General features: G+C 70.9%; 22 protein-coding genes and 1 tRNA gene. 5 read left to right on the top strand and 18 right to left on the bottom strand.

The window, feature by feature from the left end; translation table 11 throughout:
* Positions 1-8: 8 nt before the first annotated feature.
* The 6 genes from DEJ48_RS24980 to DEJ48_RS24955 all read right to left on the bottom strand — a co-directional run bounded on the left by DEJ48_RS24980 (position 9) and on the right by DEJ48_RS24955 (position 6,625).
* Positions 9-1,667, bottom strand: coding sequence for an AMP-binding protein (locus tag DEJ48_RS24980; protein ID WP_150218442.1), 1,659 nt, complete (start codon positions 1,665-1,667; stop codon positions 9-11).
* A gap of 40 nt (positions 1,668-1,707) precedes the next feature.
* Positions 1,708-2,172: a DUF3592 domain-containing protein gene (locus tag DEJ48_RS24975; protein ID WP_150218440.1), complete on the bottom strand. Its 465-nt coding sequence runs from the start codon at positions 2,170-2,172 to the stop codon at positions 1,708-1,710.
* Between the two features lie 170 nt (positions 2,173-2,342).
* Positions 2,343-2,945, bottom strand: a complete 603-nt coding sequence (locus tag DEJ48_RS24970) for a lytic polysaccharide monooxygenase (protein ID WP_150218438.1) — start codon at positions 2,943-2,945, stop codon at positions 2,343-2,345.
* A gap of 77 nt (positions 2,946-3,022) precedes the next feature.
* A complete protein-coding gene (locus DEJ48_RS24965; RefSeq protein ID WP_150218437.1) occupies positions 3,023-3,736 on the bottom strand; it encodes an AAA family ATPase in 714 nt (237 codons plus the stop codon).
* Positions 3,720-4,976, bottom strand: coding sequence for an SPFH domain-containing protein (locus tag DEJ48_RS24960; protein ID WP_150218435.1), 1,257 nt, complete (start codon positions 4,974-4,976; stop codon positions 3,720-3,722). Before DEJ48_RS24960 ends, DEJ48_RS24965 begins: the two co-directional genes overlap by 17 nt.
* A gap of 287 nt (positions 4,977-5,263) precedes the next feature.
* Positions 5,264-6,625, bottom strand: a complete 1,362-nt coding sequence (locus tag DEJ48_RS24955; protein WP_150218433.1) for a peptidoglycan-binding protein — start codon at positions 6,623-6,625, stop codon at positions 5,264-5,266.
* A gap of 208 nt (positions 6,626-6,833) precedes the next feature.
* Between DEJ48_RS24955 and DEJ48_RS24950 the strand changes: the two genes are divergently transcribed.
* The 4 genes from DEJ48_RS24950 (at position 6,834) to DEJ48_RS24935 (ending at position 11,917) form a co-directional block, all read left to right on the top strand.
* Positions 6,834-6,907: transfer RNA gene (locus DEJ48_RS24950), tRNA-Lys, on the top strand.
* Between the two features lie 108 nt (positions 6,908-7,015).
* A complete protein-coding gene (locus DEJ48_RS24945; RefSeq protein WP_150218431.1) occupies positions 7,016-7,729 on the top strand; it encodes a FadR/GntR family transcriptional regulator in 714 nt (237 codons plus the stop codon).
* A 298-nt stretch (positions 7,730-8,027) separates the two neighbouring features.
* Positions 8,028-9,983, top strand: a complete 1,956-nt coding sequence (locus DEJ48_RS24940; RefSeq protein ID WP_150218429.1) for a glycosyltransferase family 2 protein — start codon at positions 8,028-8,030, stop codon at positions 9,981-9,983.
* Positions 9,980-11,917, top strand: coding sequence for a kelch motif-containing protein (locus DEJ48_RS24935; protein ID WP_150218428.1), 1,938 nt, complete (start codon positions 9,980-9,982; stop codon positions 11,915-11,917). Before DEJ48_RS24940 ends, DEJ48_RS24935 begins: the two co-directional genes overlap by 4 nt.
* An 8-nt stretch (positions 11,918-11,925) precedes the next feature.
* Here the strand turns inward: DEJ48_RS24935 and DEJ48_RS24930 are convergent, their stop codons facing one another.
* On the bottom strand, positions 11,926-12,957 hold the full coding sequence (locus DEJ48_RS24930) for a glycoside hydrolase family 6 protein (RefSeq protein ID WP_150218426.1): 1,032 nt from the start codon (positions 12,955-12,957) through the stop codon (positions 11,926-11,928).
* Between the two features lie 157 nt (positions 12,958-13,114).
* Here DEJ48_RS24930 and DEJ48_RS24925 point away from each other — a divergent pair, with 157 nt between their 5' ends.
* Complete coding sequence (locus DEJ48_RS24925; RefSeq protein WP_150218424.1) at positions 13,115-13,900, top strand: GAF and ANTAR domain-containing protein; 786 nt, start codon at positions 13,115-13,117, stop codon at positions 13,898-13,900.
* A 304-nt stretch (positions 13,901-14,204) separates the two neighbouring features.
* On the opposite strand, the gene DEJ48_RS24920 is transcribed toward DEJ48_RS24925, so the two are convergent.
* The 11 genes from DEJ48_RS24920 to DEJ48_RS24870 form a co-directional block, all read right to left on the bottom strand.
* Positions 14,205-14,873, bottom strand: a complete 669-nt coding sequence (locus DEJ48_RS24920) for a class F sortase (RefSeq protein WP_150218422.1) — start codon at positions 14,871-14,873, stop codon at positions 14,205-14,207.
* 16 nt (positions 14,874-14,889) lie between these two features.
* Positions 14,890-15,441 carry a hypothetical protein gene (locus DEJ48_RS24915; protein WP_150218420.1) on the bottom strand — a complete coding sequence of 184 codons (552 nt, stop codon included), beginning with the start codon at positions 15,439-15,441 and terminating at the stop codon, positions 14,890-14,892.
* 108 nt (positions 15,442-15,549) lie between these two features.
* Entirely contained in the window at positions 15,550-16,329 is a 780-nt protein-coding gene (locus DEJ48_RS24910; RefSeq protein WP_150218418.1) for an HAD-IIA family hydrolase, read from the bottom strand.
* Positions 16,330-16,400: 71 nt separating this feature from the next.
* Positions 16,401-17,900: an alkaline phosphatase family protein gene (locus DEJ48_RS24905; RefSeq protein ID WP_223832197.1), complete on the bottom strand. Its 1,500-nt coding sequence runs from the start codon at positions 17,898-17,900 to the stop codon at positions 16,401-16,403.
* 143 nt (positions 17,901-18,043) lie between these two features.
* The gene (locus DEJ48_RS24900; protein ID WP_150218417.1) at positions 18,044-19,129 is read right to left on the bottom strand and encodes a 2-aminoethylphosphonate ABC transporter substrate-binding protein; all 1,086 of its coding nucleotides are present in this window, start codon (positions 19,127-19,129) and stop codon (positions 18,044-18,046) included.
* 42 nt (positions 19,130-19,171) lie between these two features.
* On the bottom strand, positions 19,172-19,969 hold the full coding sequence (locus DEJ48_RS24895; protein ID WP_150218415.1) for an ABC transporter permease: 798 nt from the start codon (positions 19,967-19,969) through the stop codon (positions 19,172-19,174).
* A complete protein-coding gene (locus tag DEJ48_RS24890; protein WP_263399459.1) occupies positions 19,956-20,771 on the bottom strand; it encodes a 2-aminoethylphosphonate ABC transporter permease subunit in 816 nt (271 codons plus the stop codon). The genes DEJ48_RS24895 and DEJ48_RS24890 overlap by 14 nt, the downstream gene beginning before the upstream one ends.
* Positions 20,772-20,892: 121 nt before the next feature.
* Positions 20,893-21,945, bottom strand: a complete 1,053-nt coding sequence (locus DEJ48_RS24885) for an ABC transporter ATP-binding protein (RefSeq protein ID WP_150218413.1) — start codon at positions 21,943-21,945, stop codon at positions 20,893-20,895.
* A complete protein-coding gene (locus DEJ48_RS24880) occupies positions 21,945-22,652 on the bottom strand; it encodes a phosphonatase-like hydrolase (protein ID WP_150218411.1) in 708 nt (235 codons plus the stop codon). The genes DEJ48_RS24885 and DEJ48_RS24880 overlap by 1 nt, the downstream gene beginning before the upstream one ends.
* Before the next feature lie 17 nt (positions 22,653-22,669).
* Positions 22,670-23,794, bottom strand: a complete 1,125-nt coding sequence (locus tag DEJ48_RS24875) for a TIGR03364 family FAD-dependent oxidoreductase (RefSeq protein ID WP_150218409.1) — start codon at positions 23,792-23,794, stop codon at positions 22,670-22,672.
* Between the two features lie 134 nt (positions 23,795-23,928).
* Positions 23,929-24,708: a GntR family transcriptional regulator gene (locus DEJ48_RS24870; protein WP_150218408.1), complete on the bottom strand. Its 780-nt coding sequence runs from the start codon at positions 24,706-24,708 to the stop codon at positions 23,929-23,931.
* Positions 24,709-24,748: the final 40 nt, after the last annotated feature.

The raw sequence follows: 24,748 nt of genomic DNA, 5'->3' as shown, positions 1-24,748 counted from the left end.
GACGGCGGTTACGTCAGGAGGGCGTCGCGGCCCTGGGCCCGGTAGTGGCCCAGCAGGGTCTCCGTGTCCGCCGGTGTCAGGGGTTCGTACACGGAGGCGCCGGGCGGGCGCCACCAGACCGGGTCGGCGCAGCGGAAGCCCTCGCGGCGCAGTTCGCCCCGGGCGACCTTGTTCGTCGCCGTCACCGGCATGCGCGGGACCACCCGCACGAAACGTGGTGTCATCTTCGTCCCCAAGTCGGGCTGTGTGACGAGGAATTCGGCGAACGCGAGCGGGTCGAAGGGGGTGTCGGGGGGCGGGGCGAGCGCCGCCATCACCTGGTCGCCCGCGACCGGGTCCGGCACCGCGTACACCGCCACGGCCGCCGCCCCCTCGTACCGCGCGAGGATGTTCTCGATCATCGCCGCCGCCAGGTTCTCGCTGTCCACCCGCAGCCGGTCGTCCGTGCGTCCCGCGAAGTAGAGGTAGCCGTCGCCGTCGCGGTAGAAGAGGTCCCCCGTCCAGTACCAGCCGTCCCGTCGGCGTTCCGCCTGGGCCTCGTCGTTGCGCCAGTACCCCTCGAAGGGGTTCGGCCCCCGGTTCACCAACTCCCCTATCGCCGCCTCGCCGTTCAGCAGTCGGCCGGACGCGCTGAAGCGGGCGGTCTCGCACTCCCGGCGCGTGTCCGGGTCCACGACCGCGAGGTCGTCGCCGGGTGCCTGCCGGCCGATCGCTCCCAGGGGCGTGCCCGGGGTGCGCTGGATCGCCGCGCCGCCCTCGGAGGATCCGTACCCCTCGACGAGCCGCACCCCGAACCGCTTCTCGAAGCGTGCCGCGTCCACCGCTCCCGCCTCGGTGCCGAAGCCGACCCGCAGCGGATTGTCGCGGTCGTCGGGCCGCTCGGGCGTGGCGAGGACGTACTGGACCGCGCGGCCGACGTACGTGAAGTACGTGGCACCGAACTCCCGCACATCGGACAGGAACCGGGACGCGGAGAAGCGGGCCCGCAGCGCCACACCCGCGCCCGCGGCGAGCGCGGGGGCCCAGTCGGCGATCACCGCGTTGCCGTGGAACATGGGCATGCAGATGTAGTGGGTGTCGTCGGCGCGCACGCCGAAGTGCGCGACCAGGGAACGGCCGGCCGCGGCGAGCCTGCCCTGGCTGCAGATCGCCGCTTTGGGTGCGCCGGTCGAGCCGGACGTGAAGTAGAGCAGCATGCGGCTGCCGGGGCGGACGGTGGGGGCGATCTCGGGGGTGGCGTCGGCGTAGGGCGCGAGGAGGTGCGTGTAGGCGTCGGTGTCGGTCACCAGGAGGCGAACGCCGGGGAGTTCGAGGCCGTCGAGCAGGTGCAGGTGGGCGCGTTCCGTCACGAGGACCGCGCAGTCGGTGTGCAGGATGTCGCGGGCCAGCTCCGGGCCGCGCCGGGTGGGGTTGATGCCCGCGACGGCCGTGCCCGCGAGGGCGGCCGCGCTCAGCCAGAGCGGGTACTCGGGGGTGTTGTCGAGCAGAACGCCGATGTGCGGTGCGGCGTGGCGCGGCAGCAGGTCGGCGAGGAGCGCGGCTCTGGCCGCCGCGCCCGCCGCCATCTGGTGGTGGGACAGCTCACCGCCCGCGTGGCGCAGGCCGGTGCGGTGGTCGCCCCACCGCGCCTGTACGAGTTCCGCGACCGTTGCTCCGGTGGACTCCATGGGCGCGCACCATAATTGACGCCGCGTCAGAAGTGGAGCGTCACGGCATGTCGGTGAACATGTCGTCGGCCTCGAAGAACGAGTGCACGGTCGTCATGAAGAAGACGCAGAACGCCAGCATCAGGCCGAGGAAGCAGAGCATCGCCACCGTGCCCGCCGCCATCGCGAAGGGGCGCGGCGCGTGGGCGGTGGCGGCTTCGGGGCTCTCGGCCGTGTAGTGCACGGTGACGATGTCGCCCTCGACGGTCGTCGCCGGGCCGTCCTCCTCCTCGAAGCGGACGGAGCGGCCCTCGCGGGTGAGGAATTCGTAGACGTGGTGCAGGGTCGTGGAGACGCTGTCGTCGCTGCCGCTGGTCGTCGTGTACGTGCGCAGGCAGCGCGCCTCCGCCGTCAGACCGCTGTTCCAGGCCCGGCTCAGCTGGGTGGAGCGCCTGACCACCTGAGCGGCCATGAAGAGCACCCCTACGGCGATGATTCCGGGCAGGGCGTAGAACATGAACTCCATGAGGACCCCCGCGGTCTGTTCCGGCCGCGCACGATGCGTGCGTGCGGCTCTGCGCACGCCGTGAGGTCGGCACGGCGTGCGCAGAACCTACCCGTGGGGTGAGGGGAAGTTCCTCAAGCAATGCTCAGAACTCTCGAGCGCCGCTCAGAACTCTCGAGCGCCGCTCGGCATCAGAATTGGACGTCCGAGCAGGCGTAGAACGCGTTCGCCGTGTCCGCGACCGTCCAGACGGCGACGATCACGTGGTGCCCGCTGCGGCCACCGGGGATCGTGCCGCTGTGCGAGAGGGTCGCGGGCGGCTGCTGGCTGTTGTACGGCACATTGAGGAACGGCGTGGTCTCCAGGGCGGACCTGGTCACCGCCTTGCTGTCGTCCCAGCCCTGCTTGGTGATGTAGTACTTGAAGTCCGTGGTGCGGTGGCGCGCGGTGAACTGCCAGCGGAACGTGTAGTTCTGGCCGCCGCTCACCTTCGTCGTCGGCCAGGCCCCGCCGTTCGGCGCCTTGGGCGAGTTGAGCTGGTCGAATCCGGCGATGCCCGCCGAACAGATCTTGCCGTCGGCAGGACCCCCGGCCGGGAAGCCCTTGGGCCCCTCGACGCTCTGTGGCTCCCACTGGATGGAGCCGCAGTTCGTCACCACGCCTTTCGCACAGTTGATCTGCCGGCTGGCCGGCAGATCCGTGTAGCCGTGGCTGCTCGCGCCCCCGGCGGAGAGCGCGAACGCGCCGACCGTGCCGAGGCCGACCATGGCCGCGTACATCTTCTTGTTTCGCATGTGCCGCTCCTGCCGAACGTGGGGTTCCGTGGGACGTGCGCGCACTGCGGTCTAGACCAAGTCTGAGGTTATTGCCGTTAGTTGAACATGTCCATACCAATCGTGGAGAGGATCCGTCCGCATCGTCGGCGCGAGGTCTCCACGAGTTCACCGTTGGGCCCGTCGTTCGTCGCGAGCCACTCCGCGGCCTGCTCCGGCGTCCGCCCGCCCGCCAACTGACGCTCCATGAGCCGCTGTTGACGTACCTCTCCAGGTGAGTCCAGGTACCAGCACTCCCCCATCAGCGCCCGCGCCTCCCGCCAGCCGGGCAGATCGCAGGCGAGATAGTTCCCCTCGGTGATCACGAGACGGGCTCCCGGGGCGACGAGGTGGCGGGCCGCGATCGGTTCGTTCAGCGTGCGGTCGTAATCGGGTACGTAGATGTCGTGCCCCGGGTCTTCGAGTACGCGGCGCAGCAGGGCGACGTATCCCGCCACGTCGAAACTGGGCTCCGAGCCCTTGCGGGCGGTGAGGCCGAGCCGCGCCAGCTGGCCGTTGGAGAGGTGGAACCCGTCCAGCGGCAGATACGCGGCGCCCTCCCCGATCCGGTCGGCCAGGGCCCGCGCGAGCGTCGACTTGCCGGTGCCGGGTGGGCCGGCGATGCCGAGGACGGTGCGCGGGACGCCGCCGTCCGTCAGCCGCCAGGCGTCGGCGGCGAGCTCCGCGAGCCCGATCGCCCCGGCCGCGGTCGCGGCCGCCCCGCCCGCGTTCTCCACGTCATCGGCGTTCTGCACGTCATCGGTGTTCTCCATGGCCCGTATAGAACGCCACCGTCAGGTCCTTCACCAAAGCCTTGCGCTCGTAGTCGTCCAGCTCCACGAGCCCCCGGGTCGTCAGCCGCGTCACCGTGTCCTCGACCGAGTCGACCACCGAGGTCAGGACGGTGTCGCGGTGCCGCGCGTCGAGGGCGGCGACCCGGCGGCGCCGCATCACGTCCGCGACCTCGGGGGCGTACTCGATGCGGCTCGGCTGTGCCGAGAAGATCTCGACGCCCACCGCCTCCGCGTCGGCGGCGAGCGCCCGGGTCAGCGCGGCGCCCACGGCGTCGGCGTCGCGCAGGGTCGGGCCGTCCTCGTGGAAGGCGTCGGCGGGCAGCCGCGAGAGGACCCGTGCCGTGGTCGCCTCCACGCACTCCCGCAGGTACTCCTGGTGGTCCTCGACCGCGAGCGTCGCCCGCGCCGGGTCCTTGACCCGCCACACCACGAGGAGCACGACCCGCAGCGCGACGCCGCTGCGGTCCACGGCCGGCATCGGCTCGCTCCGCCAGTGCCGCAGCCGTACGTCGACACGGCGGCGCAGCAGCAGCGGGTTGACCCACATGAGGCCGGTGCGGCGGACCGTGCCCCGGTAGCGGCCGAAGAGGGTGAGCACCCAGGCCCGCCCGACCCGCCCGCGCGCGAGTCCGCCGAACCCGAAGAGGCCGAGCGTCCCCGACCCGGCGAGCGACGCCCACTGTGCGGCGCCGAGCCCGGCGCCCTCGTACCCGGGCAGCCCCGTCACCCGCAGCGCGGGCTCCGGCAGCACGCCCGCCCACCACATCGAGAGCGCGCACCCGGCGACGCCCGCGCATCCGCCGAGCACCCCGGCGAGCCCCGGCAGGACGCGCGCCCGGCGCGCCACGAGAGCCGGGTCGACGTCGGGCACGGGCCGGGCGACCGGCGCGGTCACGTACGGCGTGCTCCGCCGCGTCACCCGCGGCTGCTCCCCCGACCCCTGCCTGCGCCGCACCACGGCGGGCGCGAGCGGAACGCCCGTCGCGTCGTCCGGGTCGTCACGGAAGAGGAGGTGCACGGGGATCTCGGTGGTGGCCTCGCTCTGAATCACCCGCAGCGCACGCACACCGGACTCGGAGACCCCGTCGGACTGCGACGGCTGAGGGGACTGCGAGGACGGAGGGGCCTGAGAGGACGGAGGAGTCTGAGAGGACGGAGGGGATTGCGGGGACTGGCGGGACTGGGGGGACTGGGGCTGTGAAGCTGCCGTCGCACTCATCCGTGCCTCCGACTCGTTCGGACCTCGATCTCGTACGTGCACACACCGCCGACCCGGCGGCCTCGCGTCGTCCACCGGCGGACTCACCACGCCCACCGAAGGCCCCACGCCACCCACTGGCGGACTCACCGCGCCCGCCGAAGAGCTCGCGTCACTGACCAGCGGACTCACCGCACCCGCCACCGCCACCGGACCCACGCCACCCGCCACCGGACTCACACCACCCACCGGCGGACTCACTCCGCCCGCCAGCGGCGCCCCGCCCCCCGGCACCTCCGCCGCCCCGCTCACCGGAACAACCGCCGCCACGTCTCCGGCCCCGGATGGCCGTCGGCTGCCGTGCCGCGCCAGCCCTGGGAGCGCTGGAACGCCTCCACGTTGCGGCGGTCGCTCTCGCTCCAGGTTCGGCCCGGGCCCCGTGCGTAGTGCTTGCCGAAGCCCTTCCTCACCAGCTGTCTGCCGAGCCGCTCGATCGCCGGGTGCGAGCGGCCGGGCCGGAAGATGTCACGCCCCGGGTAGGCCGGGGCGCCCGCGGTGGCGCCCGCGGCGGCGCCGGGCCCCGGCGCGCCCGCCTTCGGGATGTCCCGGCCCTTCCCCTTCATCAGGTACGTCCACGTCGTCGGCCCCGGCAGCCCGTCCGCGTCCTTGCCCCGCCAGCCCTGCGCCAGCTGGAACGCCTGCGTCGCCCTGCGGTCGGCGTCGCTCCAGCGGGGCCCCGGGCCCGACCGGTAGAACCGTTTGCCCCCGCGGGCGACCAGTGCCCTGCCGAGCTGCGTCACGTATCCGTTGTTCGCCCCGGGACCGAAGGACCCCGCGCCCGGGTACCGGGTCGTGGCGGAGTCCGCCGAGCCCGAGCCGCCCGGGGTGCCGCCGCCCACGCCCTTGTAGCGGTAGGCCAGATAGCGGTTCCCGTTGGTCCAGTAGGCATAGGGAGTCGCCTGTTTCCTGGCGTGCGGACGCGCCTGTTCGTAGGCGAGGTATTGCGTGTGCGCGGAGTCCGTCCAGCCCCCGAAAAGGGTGACGTGCGATCCCTTGTTGGGGTCCGCCGGATTGTGGAACAGAAGAATGTCGCCGGGCTGCAGCTGGTCCTTGGCAATGCGCACGGCATACGTGCCGAGACTGCCCGTCCATTCGTTTCCGCTCAGGTTCCAGGCCATCGAGACAAAGCCCGAGCAGTCCTGCCGGTAGCCGTCGGACCAGTACGCGTCCATGCGGTACGGCACCTGCGCCGCGACCCACTTCTCGGCCCGGTTGATGATCGCCGCCCGGGTGGTCGCCCGGACGGCGGCGACGCCCGGCGGGCCCGGTGCGGCGGTGGCCGTGCGGCCGTGCAGCGGGCTCTTGCCGCCTTGCGGGGTGCCGGGTCCTTCGTCGGCGGGAGCCACCCTCAGGCCCGCGCCCGGGCTCGCGCCCCTGTCCGCCAGGTGGCCTCCCACCTCGGCGGATGCCGCCGCGGGCAGCGTCTGGCCGCCGAGCACGGTGCCCGCGGCCGCGGCGAGGACGAGCGCGCGGCGCGCGCCGTATGCCGCGGGGTGGCCGCCGAGCCGGGGCGGGAGAGCGTGCGGCGCCGTGCGCCGCCATTGAATACAGCCGGGACAGTCGCAGTCGCTCTCGGGGGTGAATTCCTCGAATGCCGGAGCGGTCTCCATGCGATTCCCCTCACACCCCGGAAAAGAATGTTCTCGCATCTGCACGTCCGTCAGTTTCTCAACCGTCCCGGGATACCGCATGTTGACGGTCCGAATGATGCATTGCCTCCCCCGGCGCCCCCGCCTCCCCACCGCCCGGGCCCGGCGGGCGCCCGCCGGGTGGTTCGGAGCACCCCCGGACATCCGGTAGAGTTCTCCAGGTCAGCAGGCGCCGCTAGCTCAGTTGGTTAGAGCAGCTGACTCTTAATCAGCGGGTCCGGGGTTCGAGTCCCTGGCGGCGCACAGACAGCGAAGGCCCTCCGTTCACGCGGAGGGCCTTCGTCGTTCCCGTACGGGGACCGGCCGCCGTACAGGGACCGGCCGCCGTGCGCGTACCGCTACCGTGTCGCCATGGCGCGAGACATCCAGGAGCGGATCAAGAAGCTGATCATCGATTCGAGGCTGCCCTCCGGGGCCTCGCTGCCGACCGAGCCCGAGCTGATGGAGCGCCTCGGGGTCAGCAGGAACTCCGTGCGGGAGGCCCTGAAGGCCCTCCAGGCCATGGGAATCGTGGAGATCCGGCACGGTTTCGGGACGTATGTCGGCCCGATGTCGGTCGCACCGATGATCGAGGGCCTGGCCTTCCGCACGGTCGCGGGCCACTACCGCGGCGAGGACAGCCTGCTCCAGCTCCTGGAGCTGAGGGAGGCCGTGGAGACCGGGCTCATCGCGCGCCTCGCGGGCCGCGTACCCGAGGCCGACCTGGCCGAACTGGACGCGCTCGTCGCACGGATGGAGGCCGAGGCGGCCTCCCCGGAGGGCGAGGTGCGGGCCGAGACCGACCGTGCGTTTCACGCCACGCTGTACCGCGGCCTCGGAAACCTGCTCCTGGGCGAGGTTCTGGAAGCGTTTTGGGACGCTTTCCACCGGGTCCGGACGGATCTCGTGGACGTACCACCGGACCCCAAGATCACCTGTCGTCAGCACCGCGAGATTCTGGAAGCGGTGCGCTCCGGCGACGCCCTCCGGGCTGAGCAGGCCATACGCGAACACTTCGGCAACATTCGAACCCGTTTGGGCTCACCTGTCCCAACAGACGCACCAAATCGCTCGTATGACCGGTAAACCCCTTGTATCGCTCTTGCGATCATGCCGTAAGGCGTAGAACCCTGTCCTGGAGCCATTGGCTCTCATGAGGCGGGCGATACGGGGCAGTTGGGGGCCCGAGACGACCGCGGCGGGACAGGGACGGGGGTCCCGTTCATGAAGCGATGTCGAGGGGGGCATCATGCAACCGGAAGGTCGCCTTTCCATGTCTTAGGACAAGTCGGCCTGCTGCTGATGCGTTCGTGAAGGTCCAGGGGCACCGGAGCGGACGGAACGACCTACGAACACGCGGGTGACCGCGTGCGGGGGGATACTCATGACGTCGACGCCGACGGGCGCGCGGCAGAACGACCCGTCAGAGACGACCCAGCTCCGGGTGCCGTCGCACACGACGGGTGGCTTCCGAAGAATCAAGAAGACCCTGCCGCGGTACGACTACGAGCACTACAGCCGGCTCGCGGGCCCGCTGACGCAGCCCGACCCGAGCAAGCCCTACAAGGTGAGGTACCGCTCACTGCTCTCGCAGGAGCCGCACAAGGTACGGGCCGCGCTGATGCTGGGCGCGGCCCCGCTGCTCTCCCTGGTGCTGCTCGGCTGGCTGCTCCAGCCCGAGCACTGGACGGAGCGGGACTACGTCGCCAACGACTGGCTGCCGGTCCTCGACGTCGTCATGCTCATATCCATCGGTCTGATCGAGTTCTTCCGCTGCATGAACGTGCTCTCCAACGCGCACGCCACGCTCGTCGCCCGCGACCCGATACCCGTGGTGCCCGAGACCGGCACCAGAGTCGCCTTCCTCACCTCGTTCGTGCCCGGCAAGGAGCCGATCGAGATGGTGACGAAGACGCTGGAGGCCGCGGTCAGGATCCGTCACCGCGGTCTGCTGCACGTATGGCTCCTCGACGAGGGTGACGACCCGGAGGTCAAGGAGGTCTGCCGGCGGCTCGGCGTCCACCACTTCTCCCGCAAGGGCGTCGCGAAGTGGAACATGACGAAGGGCCCGCACCGCGCCAGGACCAAGCACGGCAACTACAACGCCTGGCTCGACGCCCACGGCGACGACTACGACTACTTCGCCTCGGTCGACACCGACCACGTCCCGATGCCGAACTACCTGGAGCGGATGCTCGGCTTCTTCCGGGACGAGAACGTCGGCTTCGTCATCGGCCCGCAGGTCTACGGCAACTACGACAACTTCGTCACCAAGGCCGCCGAGTCGCAGCAGTTCCTCTTCCACGCGCTGATCCAGCGCGCGGGCAACGCGTACGGCGCCCCGATGTTCGTCGGCACCTCCAACGCGGTGCGCATCAAGGCCCTGAAGCAGATCGGTGGCCTGTACGACTCGATCACCGAGGACATGGCGACCGGGTTCGAGATCCACCGCGCCACCAACCCGGCCACCGGCAAGAAGTGGAAGTCGGTCTACACGCCGGACGTGCTCGCCGTCGGCGAGGGCCCCAACGCCTGGACGGACTTCTTCACCCAGCAGCTGCGCTGGTCCCGCGGAACGTACGAGACGATCCTCAAGCAGTTCTGGAAGGCACCGTTCTCGCTGCCCCCGGGCCGTCTCTTCAACTACACGATGATGGTCATCTTCTACCCGATGTCCGCCATGAACTGGATCCTCGCGGCGCTGAGCTGTGCGCTGTTCCTGGGTCTCGGCGCGTCCGGCGTGAACATCGACCCGACCATCTGGCTGATGCTCTACGGCAACGCCTCCGCGCTGCAGATCGGCCTGTACATCTGGAACCGCAGGCACAACGTCTCCCCGCACGAGCCCGAGGGCTCCGGCGGTGTGGCGGGCATGGTGATGTCGGCGCTCTCCGCGCCCGTCTACGCCCGCTCACTGATGGACGCGGCCCTGCGCCGCAAGAGCAAGTTCGTGGTGACCCCCAAGGGCGACTCGGCGAGCCCCGACACCCTGTTCGGGACCTTCCGGATCCACCTGTTCTTCATCCTGGTCTTCGGCGCCTCGATGGCCGCCTCCTTCATGTACGGCCACTCCCACCCGGCGATGATCACCTGGGCCACCTTCGCCCTGCTGATCACGGCCGCGCCGATCTTCGCGTGGCGCTGGGGCATGCGGCAGGACAAGAAGAAGCCGCCGCCCGCGCCGGACGCGACCGTCCCGCAGCAGCGGGACGCCATGGCGCAGCCGCCGCACGCCGGCCCGCCCGCACCGCAGGCCGCGCCGCACCCCGCGCAGCAGAAGCCCAGTTGGGCCGCGCCCGACCAGACCATGCAGATTTCCCTTGGGGGACGTAAGAAATGAAAGACCCCTCCAGCCGCCGTCGCGCCCGCCGCATCGCGATAGGCGCGGCGGTCGTCCTCGCGCTGGCGGGGATGAACGGCCCGTGGCTGTGGCGCGTGGGCTCCGAGAAGTACCACGACTACAAGATCAACAAGCCGGAGTACAAGGCGGACAACGGCCATTGGGAGGTCATCGACTTCCCGGAGGAGTACCGCCAGAACACCATCCACGCGGCGCTCCTGCACACGGGCAAGGTCCTGCTGGTCGCCGGGTCCGGCAACAACCAGAAGAACTTCGACAGGAAGAAGTTCGACACCCGGCTGTGGGACCCGGTCAAGAACACCATCAAGAAGATCCCGACGCCCACCGACCTGTTCTGCACGGGCCACACCCAGCTGGGCAACGGCAATCTGCTGATCGCGGGCGGCACGCAGCGCTACGAGAAGCTGAAGGGCGACATCACCAAGGCCGGCGGCCTGATGATCGTCCACAACGAGGATCCGGACGAACCGAAGACGATCCCCAAGGGGACGAAGTTCACCGGCAAGAAGAACGGCAAGACGTTCGTCTCCCAGGACAACATCCTGGTCGAGAAGGCGAAGAAGGTCTTCGACAAGCAGACCGGCGCGTTCGTGCGCACGGAGCCGGGCCTCGGCCGGGTCTACGTGGAGGCGCAGCAGAGCGGGGCGGAACACGAGACGGGCACCCAGGACAACTACCGCATCCAGGGCCTGAAGGGCGCCGACACCCGCAACGTCTACGGCATGGCGCAGAAACTCGCCCTGGACAAGAAGGACTTCCAGGGGATCAAGGACACCTTCGAGTTCGACCCGGTCGCCGAGCGGTACATCAAGGTCGACCCGATGAACGAGGCGCGCTGGTACCCCACGCTGACCACGCTCACCGACGGCAAGATCCTCTCCACCTCGGGCCTCGACGAGATCGGGCAGCTCGTCCCGGGCAAGAACGAGGTGTACGACCCGAAGACCAAGAAGTGGACGTACACCAAGGGCATCCGTCAGTTCCCGACCTACCCGGCGATCTTCCAGATGGCCGACGGCAAGCTGTTCTACTCCGGTTCCAACGCCGGGTACGGCCCGGACGACGTCGGCCGCAAGCCCGGCGTCTGGGACCTGGAGACCAACAAGTGGCAGGGCATCCCGGGCCTGAGCGACCCGAAGCTCATGGAGACCTCCGGCACGGTCGAACTGCCGCCCGCCCAGGACCAGAAGTACATGGTGGTCGGCGGCGGCGGTGTCGGCGAGTCCAAGGAGTCCAGCGAGAAGACACGCATCGTCGACCTCGAGGCGGACCAGCCGCGCTTCGTCGACGGCCCCTCCCTGGAAAAGGGCACGCGCTACCCGCAGATCTCGACGCTGCCCGACGACACGGTCCTCATCTCCGGCGGCTCCGAGGACTACCGCGGACGCAGCGACTCCAACATCCACCAGGCGCGGATCTACGACGCGAAGACCGGTGAGATGAAGCGGGTGGCGGACCCCGAGGTGGGACGCAACTACCACTCAGGGTCGATCCTGCTGCCCGACGGCCGCGTGATGTTCTTCGGCTCCGACTCGCTCTACTCCGACAAGGCCAACACGAAGCCGGGCGTGTTCGAGCAGCGCATCGAGATCTACACGCCGCCGTACCTGTACCACGGTTCGCAGCCGTCGCTGGGCGCGGGGCCGAAGACGATCGCACGGGGTGGCTCGGGAACGTTCCCCACGAAGCACTCCTCGTCCATCAAGACGGCCCGCCTCATCAAGCCGAGTGCTTCGACGCACGTCACGGACATCGACCAGACGTCGATCGCGCTCGACCTGAAGAAGTCGAAGGGTTCGGTCTCCGTGACCCTTCCGAAGAACCGCTCCCTGGTCGAGTCCGGCTGGTACATGCTCTTCGTCACGGACGACCAGGGCACGCCGAGCAAGGCGCAGTGGGTGAGGGTGCCCTAGGGGCGCCCCTAGCCGGACGCCTTCGTGAGGCCCAACGCGTATTCGGGCCACCATTGGCCGGCCTTGGGGCCGCCCCGGCACGTGCCGTCGGACTCACCGGGCCGCTTGACCCAGAGGTACGCGTCGACGAGGGGATCGGACGTCCTCGTCGTCGGAGCCTCGCCGAGCGCGCGGCCGGGAGGGTTGCACCAGGGGTCCTTGCCCTTGTCGTACGGCCCAGCGCCGTTGCGTCCCGTATCGATGACGAACGGCTTCCCGCCGATCTTCGCCGACAGCTTCTTGCCGAACTCCGTGCTGACCTCGGTGGTCTGGAAGTTGGAGACGTTCACCGAGAAGCCGTCGGCCTGCCCGACGCCCGACCGCTGCAGGGGCTCCCAGAGCGAGTCGGGGTTCTTCCAGCCCGCGTTGCCCGCGTCCAGGTACACCTTCGTGTTCTTCAGGGACTTGAGCTTGCCGATGGCGCCCTTGAGGAGGTCGTACCGCTCCTCGTGGAACTGCTCGGGCGTGCAGTTGTCGACCATGTGCAGGACCGCGTCAGGCTCCAGGATCACCGTGGCGTGGCGGTCGCCGATGCCCTTGGCGACCTGGTCGACGAACGCGCGGTACGCGTTGCCGTCGGCCGCGCCGCCGCCCGAGTACTGGCCGCAGTCGCGGTGCGGGATGTTGTAGAGGACGAGCAGCGCGTCGCGGTCGGCCTTCTCCGCCGCCTCGGTGAATCCGCGCGCCTGGTCCTCCGCGTTCTCCGGGACGAGCCATTCGGCGACCGGCTGCTCGGCGATCTTGCGGATCTGCGCGGCCTCGTCCTTCTTGCCGTCCTCGGCGTACGCGTCGACCTGCTTGGCCGCGTTCCCGTCCGGGTTGACCCAGTACGGGTCCTTGCCCTTGGGCTGCTGCTTGACGGGCGGACTCGACGTGTCGTCCTCCGAGTCACCGCCGGAGGAGCACCCGGCGAGGACCAGCGCGGCCCCCGCGAGCGCCGCTCCCGCCCGCATCCCCCTGGCCGCGAGACCGTGCCCGCGACCGGTGCCTTTGCGGTACATCCACTCCCCCTCGGGTGCACTGTCCGTTTCTCAATCCTGACACACGTCTTCCCTGCCCACGAGGTTCGTCCGGCCCGCGCGGAGAGCTGTAGGAGAGCTGTTACAGCCTGCCCCGGATGGGTAGTCGCAGTCTGCGGGGAGGGGAGGTACATGGGGCATGCGGGACCGCGACAGCGAACTGCGGCTTGCGGACGTCCTGGTGCAGACCGCGGACACCCTGACCGAGGATTTCGATATCGAGCGCTATCTGGAGTGGCTCGCGGACCGTTGCACGGAGCTGGTCGGCGCCCGGGGCGTCGGCGTGATGTACACCGGCGGGGAGGACTCGGTCCGCGTCATTCCCTGTGCCCGTCGACGGGCGGCGGTGCGGGGGCTGCTGGAGATCCAGTGCCACGGAGGCCCGTGCGTGGAGAGCTTCAGCACCGGGCTGCCGGTGCGGCCGACGCGGATCTTTCCCGACGGGGCGGGGGCCCGCTGGCCGCACTTCGCCCGGCGCGCGGGCGAGCAGGGCGTCGGGGAGACGTACGCGGTGCCGATCCGGCGGGGCGGCACGGTGCTCGGCGTGCTCAACGTCTTCGTGGCGACGGCCGGCGCGGAGAGCGGGCCGGGCGGACCCGAGGACGGAGTGCCGTCCGAACTCGGGCTGCGGATCGCGCAGACCCTGGCCGATGCCGCGGCCACGGGCCTGCACAACCATCGCACCCACAGCGCATACCGAGCCCTCTCGGAACAATTGCAGACCGCGCTGGACAGCCGCATTCACGTGGAACAAGCCAAAGGTGTGCTCGCCGAGCGCTGGCACACCGGCATGGACGAGGCATTCGAGGCCCTGCGGGGTTACGCACGCAGAGAACAGCAGGTCATCGACCTTGTGGCCACCCAGGTGATCAGGGGGAAGATCGACAAGAAGAAGCTCCGTCCGGGTAGGTCCGCACCTTCCTGATGCAGGGCGTCCCACCTGCGGTGATCACGGAGAGAGAAGGGTGTGCGACTTGGCGTCATTCTGTCGCCATCGCCTCTAGGCCCCCGCGCTCATTCGTTCTAGAGTCGGTTGCACGGCCCAAGCCCCCGGCCAGTCGACCGTTCCGCAATTCGGGAATGGTCCCCGTACCTCCCGCGCCGGCGCCGGGTTTCTCCCGCAGCTCGTGCGCGCGCGGTCGAGGACCAGCCCGGTCGGCGGCTCCGGGGGGAGCGGGCCGCCGACCGGGCTGGGTACGGAATGCGTGCATGGGCCACCTGTGGTCGGGTCAAGTCCCGCTCACGCCGGTCAGATACGCGGAGACGATCACGTTCGCCGTGTAGGTGCGCGCGTTCTTGTCGAAGGTGCCGCCGCAGGTGATGAGGCGCAGCTCCGCGCGGCCGTCCTCGTGCGGGCCGTACGCCGCCTTCGCGTCGAAGCGTTCCCGGCTGACGACCTGGACGTCCTCCACCGTGAACTCGGCGGTCCTGCCGTCGGTGCGGGCGACCTCGACCTTCTCGCCGGGGCGCAGGGTGCTGAGGTCGTAGAAGACGGCGCGCTCGGTCTCCGTGTCGACGTGGCCGACGAAGAGGGCGGCGCCGGGGGCGCCGGGGCGGGTGCCGCCGCCGTACCAGCCGACGGTGTCCGACTCGGCGAAGGACGGCGGGTCTATCGCGCCGTCACCGTCCAGGCCGCGGGGTGCCACGGGGGCCCGGATCTTCAGCGCGGGCACATCGACGCGCTCGGGGCGTGCAGGCGTCAACGGTTCGTGCGCGGGCGGCAGTTCGATGCCGAGGGGGCGGCCGACCGCGGCGACGTCGCCCGTCGCGGGTGCGATGAGGCCGCCGCGCAGGCCCGTGATGCCGCTGCCCCAGAGGCAGAGGCCGACCAGGAGGACCGCCCAGGCGACTCCGGTCAGGAGCCGTCCCGGTCGGCAGGCGCGTCCGGTGCCGGACATGATGCCGTTCCGCCCGTCACTCGGAGCGGCGCCGGCGGACGCTGCGGAACGCCACCGCGACGGCGGCGACCCCGGCGAGGATCAGGCCGATCACGGCGTGCCGGGTGCCGGGGCCCGCCTCGTTCGCCTCCGCGTCCGCTTCCGCGACCGTGGCCAGCCGCGCGGTGCCGCCGCCACCGGCCCGCACCGGGGAGACCGGTTCGGGGTCGTGCCGCTCGACGCGGACGGTGCCGACGCCCTGGTGCGGGTGGCCGTCGCAGGTGACGGTGACGTCGTACGTACCGGAGACGCCGTGCTTGATCCTCGCACTGCCGTTGAGCGTGTACTTGTCGCCGTCCCGGCCGGTGAGCTCGGCGTCCCCCTCGAAGGCCCCGGAACCGGCGGTGCCGGTGGTCCCGCCGCAGCCCGTCACGCTCACCTCCACGGTGGCGCCGGGCGCGGTGCTCGCGGGGGTGACGGTGGCCCGCACGGAGCCGTTGTCGTGGGCCTGGACCGCGCCCGCGGGAAGGACGACGGCCAGAACGACGGCCGCCCCCGCCCCACGGACAGCAAGGGAACATATACGCATCGTGATGAACCTCCACCTACGAGGTTCACCCGACCGGCGCGACTCCGCATCTCGATGCGCGGCAAACGGGGCGGCCCGGGCGCGGATCAGGGTTGGACCGGACGTGGATCAGACGCGTTCGACCAGGTCGGCGATGGAGTCCACGACGTTCGACGGCCGGAACGGGTGCCGGTCGATGTCGGCGCGGGACGTCAGGCCGGTGAGGACCAGGAACGTCTCCATGCCCGCCTCCAGGCCCGCGAGGACGTCCGTGTCCATGCGGTCGCCGATCATCGCGCTGGTCTCCGAGTGCGCGCCGATCGCGTTCAGCCCGGTCCGCATCATCAGCGGGTTCGGCTTGCCCGCGAAGTACGGGTTCTTGCCGGTCGCCTTGGTGATGAGGGCCGCGACGGCTCCGGTGGCGGGCAGCGGGCCCTCGGTGGAGGGGCCGGTCTCGTCGGGGTTGGTGCAGATGAAGCGGGCGCCGCCGTTGATGAGGCGGACGGCCTTGGTCATGGCCTCGAAGGAGTACGTGCGGGTCTCGCCGAGGACCACGTAGTCGGGGTCGTGGTCGGTGAGGACGTACCCGATGTCGTGCAGGGCGGTGGTCAGGCCGGCCTCGCCGATGACGTAGGCGGTACCGCCGGGGCGCTGGTCGTCGAGGAACTTCGCGGTGGCGAGCGCGGACGTCCAGATGTTCTCGACGGGCACTTCGAGGCCCATGCGGGTCAGCCTGGCCTGGAGGTCGCGCGCGGTGTAGATGGAGTTGTTCGTCAGGACGAGAAACGGCTTGCCCGACTCGCGCAGCTTCTTGATGAAGGCGTCGGCTCCGGGGATCGGCACTCCCTCGTGGATGAGCACGCCGTCCATGTCGGTGAGCCACGATTCGATGGGCTTGCGCTCTGCCATGCGGTGCACTCCTGCGGTGTACGAGGTGGCTGGGGCGCCGGGACAGCGCTGTGCCGACGCCCACAGCCTAATCAAGCCGCGCTGATCTTGACCCCGTCGATCGTCCAGTACCAGTTGTTGCCCCCGCTGTAGCGGAAGCGGACCTGTGCCTTCCGGGCGCCGGCGGGGACCTTGAGCGCGATGTTCTCGACGACGGAGGGCGTGTCCGCCGCGTACGTCTTCACGACGACCGGGGCCCCTCCGTCGTAGGAGACGAGCACCTCGCCCTTCTGCGGGGCCTCGTGGCGGTAGTACGTCGTGTACGTGAGCGTCGCCGCGGCCCCGCCCCGCACGTCGTACGGGGGGCTGACCAGCGTCGAGTCGAAGGTGCCCGAGGTGGTCCTGTCGCTCCACTCGTCGCCGTCGGCGACCGCGAAGACGCCGCGTGCGCGGATGTTGTTCTCGCGTCCCTGGTCGCGGGCGGCCTTGGTCCAGAACTCGTCCGTGGTGAAGGACCAGCCGCGCCACTCGGTGACGCCCCCGCTCCCCATCCTCGCGTTGTCGACCGTCCAGCCGCTCGGCGGCGTGTGGGTGAAGCCGAGGACGCCGGACCCGATGCCGCCCTCGTCGACGGGTCCGCGCAGGGTGTCCCGCAGGGCGTCGAAGTCGTCGGGCCGCGGCTGCTGGACGGGGCGCCCGTCGAGGCCCCAGGCGGGGTCGATGGCGACGCCGAGGTGGGCGAGGGCGGTCGCGGCGACGTCGGGCATGCGGACGTCGTGACGGACGGAGCCCGGGGTGATGGTGGCTCCGGTGGCGATCAGGAACGTCTGGCGCTCGGCCCAGCTTGAGCCGCCGTGGCCGCCCGCGTCGGTGTGCCCGTGGTCGGCGGTGATCATGACGAGCCAGCTCTCGTTCCCGTACGTGGCACGGGACTTCACGGCGGCGAGGATCCGCCCGACCTGGGTGTCGACGCCGTGCAGCGCGTCCAGGTAGGCCTGGCTCGCGGCGCCGCTGTCGTGTCCCGCGTGGTCGACGTTGTCGAGGTGGACGAAGACCGCGTCGGGGTCGCCGTCCGCGATCTCGGCGACGGCACGCGACGTGGTGCCCGCGTCGTACTCGGCGGCCGGGGTCGAGACCCGGGTGTCGACCTTCGCGGAGAAGATGATGTCGGTGACGGGGTTCCAGGACGCGACCGCGTACGTCCGCAGGCCGGGCTTCGCGGCCTCGATCCGGGTCATGAAGTCCGGGTACTTCGCGAGCTGGTGGCCGGTGAAGTCGTTGTTCAGGACCTTGTGCTTGTCGGGCCAGACGCCGGTGATGAGCGTCGACCAGCCGGGCCCCGACGAGGTGGGGGCGAGCGGGTCGGCGTAGAGGGCGCTCGGCGCGGTGAGACCGGCGGCCATCAGCCCCTTCAGGGCGGGAGTGTCCGCGTCCTCGATTCTGTTGAGCAGGGCGCCGTCCAGGCCGATGACCAGGACTTTCGGGGCTTTGGCCGCGGCCTTGGCGGTGGCGGCGAGGGGGCCCGCGGCGAGGGCGGCGACGGCGGTGGAGACGAGCAGCGAGCGGCGGGTGATTCCGGTGCCTGACGACACGTGTTCCTCCGGAGAGCGTGGTGGCGGGGGTCGGCGCACGCCAACGCCCCTGGCGCACCAGGGGCGTTGGGTCCATACCCGTTATCTTTTCGCTACCTGACCCCGTGGGGCCAGAGGTGCGACGGTGATGTGTCGGTGAACGCTCAGCTGCCGGTCGCCGACTTCCAGTCCTCCACGTACGACTGGAGGTTCTCGGAGACGTCCGCCCAGTCCGGCTCGAAGATCTCGACCCCGTCGATGATCTTGTCGAGGGCGACGGCGTTGGCGTCGGTGGCCTTGATGTCCCTGCGGGCGGAGAACCCGCCGCCGACCTCGCTGACCTGCCGCTGCGCCTCCTCGCCGAGCAGGTGGTCGAGGAACTTCCTGGCGTTGGCGTTGTGCGGGGCCTTGGTCACGAGCCCGGCCGCGTAGGGCAGCGCGAAGGTGGTGGGCCTGTCCGGGCTCTTCGCGGTCGCCGGGAACCAGATGCCGAGGTTCGGCATGTCCTTGGACTGGGCGTAGTTCATCTGGACGTCGCCGTTGGCGGCGAGCAGCTCGCCCTTGTCGACCTTGGGCGCGAGCTTGCCGGTGGAGGCGGACGGGCCGACGTTGTTGCTCTGCAGCTTCTTCAGGTACTCCATCGCCGGCCCCTTGCCGCCGAAGTCGTGCATCGCCTTGATGAGCACGGCGGTGCCGTCGCCCGCGACGCCGGGCGTGGAGTACTGCACCTTGTTCTTGTACGAGCCGTCGGTGAGGTCCTCCCAGGTCCTGGGCGCCTTGCCGCCACTCAGCTCCTTCTTGTTGTAGATGAACCCGAAGTAGTTGTTCACGACGGAGGTCCACTTGCCGTCGGGGTCCTTGCCGGCCCCGTCGACCTGGTCCGACCCCTTGGGCTCGTACGCCTGCAACAGCCCCCGCTCGTCGGCCTGCTGGATGAACGGCGGCAGGGTGACGAGGACGTCGGCCTGCGTGTTGGACTTCTCGCGGACGGCGCGCTGCACCATCTCGCCGGAGCCGCCCTCCACGTAGTTGACCTTGATGCCGGTCTTCTTCTCGAAGTCCTTGAAGACCCGGTCGTACCAGCCGTCGCCGTTCTCGCCCTTGAGGCCGTCGGCGCTGTAGACGGTGACGACCTTGTCGTCGGATGCGGCGGAGCTGCCGCCGCACGCGGTGAGGGTTCCGGCGAGGACGAGACCGCCGGTGACGGCGGCGACCGTGCGGAGGTGCGGGGCGCGGGTAAGGCGGGGCATGGCGTTGTGTACTCCTTGAAGAACTTGTGGACGCGGGCGAGTTCAGCGGTAGGAGGCGCGGGTCCTGATCCGGGAGACGGCCAGGAGGACGAGCAGCGTGGCCGCCATCAGGACCACCGCGACGGCGGCGCCGGTGAAGGTGGAGCCGCGGTCGGTGGCGGCGTAGATCCGTACGGGAAGCGGCATCCAGTCCGGCGGGTAGAGCATCATCGTGGCGCTCAACTCGCCCATGGACAGGGCGAAGCAGAGCCCGGCGGCCGCGTTCAGGGACGGCAGCAGGAGGGGCAGTCTCACCTTCCACAGGACGTACGAGGGCCGGGCGCCGAGCGACGCGGCCGCCTGTTCGTACGCCGGGTCGAGCCGCGCGATCGCGGCCGAGACCGACTGGTGGGCGAAGGCGGTGACGAGGAGGGCGTGGGCGAGGATCACGATCCACCGCGTGCCGTTGAGGATCATCGGCGGCTTGGAGAACGCGACGAGGACGGCGAGCCCGACGACCACGGACGGCACGGCGACGGGCAGCACGAACAGGGCGTCCATGAGCCTCCTGCCGCCCCGCTTCAGGGAGGCGGCGGCGAGCGCGGCCCAGGACCCCACGGCGAGCGCGAGCACGCTGGCGGCGACGGCGGTGACCAGGCTGGTGGTGAGGGCCCGCAGCGACTCGCCCCGCGTCGCCGACGCGTAGTGCTCGCCGGTGAACCCGGACGGGAAGGCGCCCGACCAGTGCTCGGCGAAGGACGCCATGAGGATCACGAGCAGCGGCAGCGCGAAGAGCGGCAGGAAGAGCACGAAGAACAGGACCCAGACGGCCCACTTCCCCTTGCGGCTATGCACCAACACGACGGCTCACCACCCGGTACAGGCCGTAGAGGCCCACGGAGATCACGATGTTGACGACGGCGACGACGCAGGCGGCCGGGTAGTCGGACTCGAGGATGGCCTTGCTGTAGACGAGCATCGGCAGGGTCGTGACGCCCTTGGCCCCCGTGAAGAGGACGATCCCGAACTCGTTCAGGCACATGACGAGGACGAGGCTGCCGCCCGCGGCGAGCGCGGGCAGCGCCTCGGGCAGGATGACGCGGCGCACGATGCGGGCCGGCCGGGCGCCGAGGCTCGACGCGACCTCGATCTGCGCGGTGTCGATCTGCGAGAACGCGGCGAGCAGGGGCCGCATCACGAAGGGCGTGAAGTACGTGATCTCGGCGAGCAGCACGCCCCACGGCGTGGTCAGGAACTGGACCGGCCCCTCGGCGGCGCCGGTCGCGTCCGTCCACACGCCGTTGGCCATGCCCTTCGTCCCGTAGAGGAAGAGGAGGGCGAGCGTGATCAGGAAGGACGGGAAGGACAGGAACACGTCGATGAACTTCGCGACGGCCTTCCCGCCGGGGAACGGCACGAAGGCGATGACCAGCGCGAGCGCGAACCCGAGCACGAGACACCCGACGGTCGCCCCGAGCGCCAGCCACACGGTGGTCCCGAGCGCCTCCCGGAACGCCTCGGAGGCGAACACGTCGGAGTAGGGCTGAAGGGAGGTCCCGCCGGTGTCGGGCCGCACGGACTGCTGCACGACGAGGAAGAGGGGGTAGAGAAAGAAGACCCCGAGCAGGGCAACGGGTGGCAGGACCCAAACGACCCGCGGCATGCGCAGCCCCCGCCTCCCCTGCTGTCCCCGCCGTCCCTGCTGTGGGCAGGCGTTCCGCATGGCGGAACGGGTGGGCACAGCCCCCGGTGCCGGTTCACGCGACGTGAGGCGTTCCGTGGGACTACCCATCGGTCACCCCTCCGGCCAGGAGCACCGCGTCCTCGGGCGCGAAGTGCAGGGTGACCACGTCACCGATGGCGGGCGGATCGCGGAGTTCCCGGAGGTCCGCCTTCACCCGCTCCCCGGCGACATCGACGTACACCCGATGCGTGGCGCCCCGCCACTGGACCTCGGTGACCCGACCGGTGAGGGCATTGGGGCCCTCCCCGAGTCCGACCAGATGCGGCCGCACGCAGAGCGTGGCCGTCACCCCGGCGGCCACGCTCCCCGTGTCGACCTTCAGCCGGGCGTCGCCGAGGGACACCCCGTCCGCCCCCACCGTCACCGCGAGGAGGTTCGCGTTGCCGACGAAGGACGCGGTGAACTCCGTACGCGGCGCCCGGTACAACTCCTGGGGTGTCCCGCAGTCCCGGAGGCGCGCCCGGTCCATGACGGCGATCCGGTCGGCGAGGGTGAGCGCCTCGACCTGGTCGTGGGTGACGTACAGGATCGAGACCTCCGGCAACTCGCGGTGCAGGCTCGCGAGTTCGCCCAGCATGCCCGAGCGCAGCTGTGCGTCGAGCGCGGACAGCGGCTCGTCGAGCAGGAGGACGTCGGGCCGGATGGCGAGCGCCCGCGCGATGGCGACGCGCTGCTGCTGGCCGCCCGAGAGCTCGCGCGGGTACCGCTCGGCGTACGAGGCCATGCCGACCATGTCGAGCGCTTCGGCGACCCGTGCTCCGATGTCCCCCTTGGCCGCCTTCCGCGCCCTCAGGCCGAAGGCCACGTTGTCCCCGACCCGCATGTGCGGGAAGAGCGCGTACTGCTGGACGACCATGCCGATGCCCCGCTGGTGCGGCGGCAGGTCCGTGACGTCGCGCTCCCCGAGGAACACCCGCCCGGACACGGGCCGCACGAACCCCGCGACGGCCCGCAGCGCGGTGGTCTTGCCGGACCCCGAGGGCCCGAGCAGGGCCATGACCTCGCCGGGCGCCACGGTCAGGTCGAGGGAGTCGAGGACGGTGTTCCCGTCGTACGCGACGGAGACCCGGTCGAAGCGGATGCCGCTGCCCATCAGCCGACTCCCCGGAGGACGGCGGGCAGTTCGGCGACGGAGCCGAGTACGTGCGTGGCGCCCGCCTCGCGCAGCGCGGCGCCGTCGTGGGCGCCGGTGAGCACTCCCGCGACCACACAGGCGCCGGAGCGTACGCCGCTGAGCATGTCGTAGGCCGTGTCGCCCGCGACGGCGACGTCCCGCACGCCGTCCACGGCGCCGGTCCGCAGGAAGGCGGCGAGCACCATGTCCGGGTAGGGGCGCCCGCGGCCGCCCGCGTCGGCGGGGCACAGGGTGAGGCCGACCAGGTCCCGCCACCCGAGCGCGTCGAGGATGGCGTCCTGGGTGACGCGGGCGAACCCCGTGGTGAGGACGACGGTGCGGCCGTCGTCCGCGAGCTCCTCGATGGCCTCGCGGGCACCGGGGACGGGTGCGATGCGGCCGGCCTCGACGAGCGTCCCGTACGCCTTCTCGAAGGCGACGTTCGCCTGCCGCGCGCGCTTCTCCTCGCCGAACAGGTGCCGGAAGACGGAGATCTTGGACTCGCCCATGGTGGCGCGGACGTACTCCAGTTTCGCGGCGTGGTCGGCCGAGCCGGGCTCGACGCCGAGTTCGCGCGCGGCGGCGGCGAAGGCCTGCTCGACGAGGCCTCCGTCGGCGACGGTGGTCCCGGCCATGTCGAGCACGACGAGGCCGATCCGGCTGCCGTCCGCGGCGGTTCCCCGCATGTCTGTCGTCAACTCCCTCACCATCCCAGCTCGTCGGCGGTCTTCTCGGCGATGGCGGGCGAGCAGGTCATGCCGCGCCCGCCGGGCCCGGTGACCAGCCACACGCCGTCGCGCACCTGCTGCCGGTGCACGACACGGCTCGTGTCGACGCACTGCGCGTACACCCCGGCCCAGCGCCGCCTGACCTTCGGCAGCGGGCGGCCGAGGAAGCCCTCGACGACCTCGGTGAGGTGTTCGTAGGGGTCCTCGACGGTGTCGAAGGCGAAGGGGTGCTCGTACTCGTGGGTGTCGCCGATGGTGAGGCCGCCGTCCTCGCGCTGCACCATGAGCAGCTGCATCTTGTGCGCGGCGGCGGTCGGCGTCTGCGGCTGCCCGGCGTCGAGCGCGTCGAGGGCGTCCGACTTGTACGCCGGGTAGTAGCGGAAGCTGTCCGCGTCGGCGACCGAGGTGGTGAGCGGCTCACCGAGGGGCTCGGTCTGCATCATCTGCAGCCGTACGCGGCGCACGGGCAGGTCGGGTCCGGCGAGCTCGCGGACGAGGCCGCCGAGCCAGGCGCCGGTGGCGAGGACGACGGCGTCGCCGCGGTGCACGTCGCCGTGGTCGTCGCGCACGGCGCTCTCGCCGACGACGTCACGGACCTCGCGGCCGGGCAGGAAGGTGTAGCGGGGCGACGCGGACAGCGCCTCCCGCAGCCTCAGCTGGGCGGTGCGCGGCTCGACGGCCGCGTCCCGCTCGCACCACAGGGCGCCGCTGAACTCGCCGCGCAGGGCCGGGTTGAGCGCCCGTGCCTCGTCGGAGGTGAGCAGCTTGTACCCGCGGGCGGCCGCGTCGGTGCGGGCGAGCGCGGACTCGGCGACGGCGTGCTCGCGGTCGTTGCGGACGGGGGTGAGGGAGCCGTTGGCCCGGAACCCGAGGCCCGGGACGCGGGCGCCGATCTCCTCCCACAGTTCGCGGGCGCGCAGGGCGGTGTCGAGCTCCTCGCCGCCCGCCCGGCCGCTCACCCATATCTGTCCGAAGTTGCGCAGCGACGCGCCCCGCGCCTCGCTCTCTCGCTCGATCTGTACGACCTCGTGGCCGCGGTCCAGTGCGTGCCAGGCGTGCATGGTTCCCACCACGCCGGCTCCTACGACGATGACTCTCACGGCGGCAACGCTGCTGGGGGCCGGTGACCCGGGCGGGGCGGGCGGGCAACGGGACGGTGAACGGCCACCCAAGCTTGGACTAGACCCGTTACGTATCCGTGACATCGCTGTTCGTGCGGCGCACGGCGGACGCGTCAGCCGAGGTGGGTGGTGAAGGAGAACCGGTCCCCGCGGTAGAGGGTGCGTACGCGTTCGAGCGGCCTGCGGTCCGTGTCCCGGGAGAGCCGGTGGATCAGCAGCATCGGGAGGGCGGGCGGCGTCCCGATGAGAAGGGCCTCGCGGGGGGTGGCGAGGACCGTCTCGATCCTCTCGTCGGCGTCGCCGAAGGAGATGCCGAGGCTCTCGCGCAGGTACGCGTAGAAGGACGAGTCGGGTTCGAAGTCGACGTCGAGGCGGGGTGCGCGGGACACGGACACGTAGGTGCTCTCCAGGCCGACCCGCTCGTCGTCGGCGAGCAGGACGCGCTCCATGTGCCAGACGGGAGCGCCCGGTTCGGCGCCGATCTCGGCGGCGAGGGGGGCGGGGCACGGGAAGCGGTCGAGGGAGATGAGGTTGCGTCCCGGCGTACGCCCCTGCCTCCGCACGCCTTCCGTGTAACTCGCGAGCGACAGCGGCTGCTCCAGCTTGGGCCCCGCGACGACGGTGCCGCGCCCCTGCCTGCGGAGCCGCCCCTCCAGGAGCAGTTCCCGCAACGCCTGCCGCACGGTCTCGCGCGCCACCTCGTACCGCTCGGCGAGGTCGCGCTCGGTGGGCAGCGTCTGCCCGTCCCCCAACTCCTCGATGAGCCCCGCGATCCTGGCCTTCACGGCGTAGTACTTCGGGATGCGCCCGTGCTCGGGAATGCCGGACCGGATGGGCGCGCCGGGTGCCTGCGTCAGCAGGTGGGCGGGGGGTTCGGGGGTGAGGTTGTCCACCCGGGGATGTTCGCAGACGGACGTGAACGGGCGGGTGAAC

Source organism: Streptomyces venezuelae, from assembly GCF_008642315.1.
GTDB lineage: Bacteria > Actinomycetota > Actinomycetes > Streptomycetales > Streptomycetaceae > Streptomyces > Streptomyces venezuelae_D.
Note: the sequence above shows the minus strand (reverse complement) of the source record. Positions and strands in the feature narration are given on the sequence as shown.